Below are 1,352 nucleotides of genomic sequence, written 5' to 3'. Positions count from 1 at the left end.
TGAGTTGTCCTAAAAAAGGTTGACTCGTTACTATATCAAAAATAGTTAAATCGGAACAGAATTAATTCTGTTCCGATTTATTTTTTTCCATTGTTTTAATTCTATTGATTTTTGTTGATGTGCTAGGTTTGGTGTAGTCATGTTTATTGACATATGTATTCTTAAATTATTGTATAACTTAATAGCTTGATTTACTTGTTTTTTTAAGTCATGATAATTTTTAAATGCTTCATGTAAACCAAATTCTTCTTTTAATATTCCATTTACTCTTTCAGCAACAGCATTTTCATAAGGATCTGATTCTTCTGTCATACTTATTAATATGTTGTTTTGTCTAAGCAATTCTGTGTACTCTCTACTACAATATTGTAGTCCTCTATCAGAATGATGTATTAATTGATGATGAGTAGTTCTATTAACAAGAGCCATTTGCAATGCTTTTATTGTTGTTGAACTCATTAAATTATCAGCTAATTGATAACCTACAATTTTCTTAGAACAAGCATCCGTTAATAGATGTAAATAATACGTTTTTTCTTTTGTTCTTAAATACGTTATATCCGCAACCCAAACTTGTTCTGGCCTATTGAGTGGGATATTATTTATTAAATTAGGATAACGTTTCATCCAATGTCTTGAATTAGTTGTCTTATAATAGCGTCTTACTTTAGGTACTTGTAAATATTCCGTTTTCAAAAAATCTAAAAAAACATCTCTTCCAATAGAGATATTGTGCTTTATAAAATCTTCTTGAAGCATTATATAAAGTTTTTTTCCACCTGTTCTAGGCAATTGTTTTCGAATATTTAGAACAAGACTTCTTATTATATCTGGATTGTATTTTATTAATCTAGCATTTGATTTTCGCTTATAAAAAGCTTGCTTTGTATACCCAAACAGTTCACATATCTCATAAGTAGCCAATAGGCTGCTGTTGGTTATTTCTTCGACTGCTTGGAACCAGACTTTTTTGTAATATCAATCTTAAGCTCTCTCTCAGCTATTTCAATAAATCGTTTGAATACTTTTAACTCTTCTTCTTTTTTGGCCAATTGTGCTTCTAACTCTTTTATACGTTGTTGTTGAGGATCTTTCATAGGTCTACCAAATGTTAATTTATCTTCATAGGTAAATTTACCATATTTTTTCAACCATCTCGGGATACAATTATTGCCTAAAATATTGTAGCGTCTACGAAGTTCTGCTTTAGTGAATAATCCTCGCTCAAATTCACTTACAACTTGTCGTTTAAATGCTTCACTATAAAATTGTGGAGCTCTCTTTAATTTTTGAGAATCTTTTAATGTTGACATAATTCTATTTTTGTAGTCAACTTTTTTCAGGACAAGACA

The 1,352-nt window shown here is 29.3% G+C and carries 1 protein-coding gene; it reads right to left on the bottom strand.

Features of this window, described 5'->3' with window-relative positions:
• Positions 1 to 45 precede the first annotated feature (45 nt).
• A protein-coding gene (locus FHG05_RS18245) for an IS3 family transposase (RefSeq protein ID WP_140999561.1) occupies positions 46 to 1,313 on the bottom strand; the annotation gives its coding sequence in 2 pieces (ribosomal slippage) (positions 46 to 974 and positions 974 to 1,313; 1,269 coding nt in all).
• Positions 1,314 to 1,352 lie beyond the last annotated feature (39 nt).

Origin of the sequence: Flavobacterium profundi (genome assembly GCF_006491645.1) — a bacterium.
Classification (GTDB): Bacteria; Bacteroidota; Bacteroidia; order Flavobacteriales; family Flavobacteriaceae; genus Flavobacterium; species Flavobacterium profundi.
The sequence above is the reverse complement of the archived record's forward strand: the minus strand, read 5'-3'. Positions and strand labels throughout refer to the sequence as shown.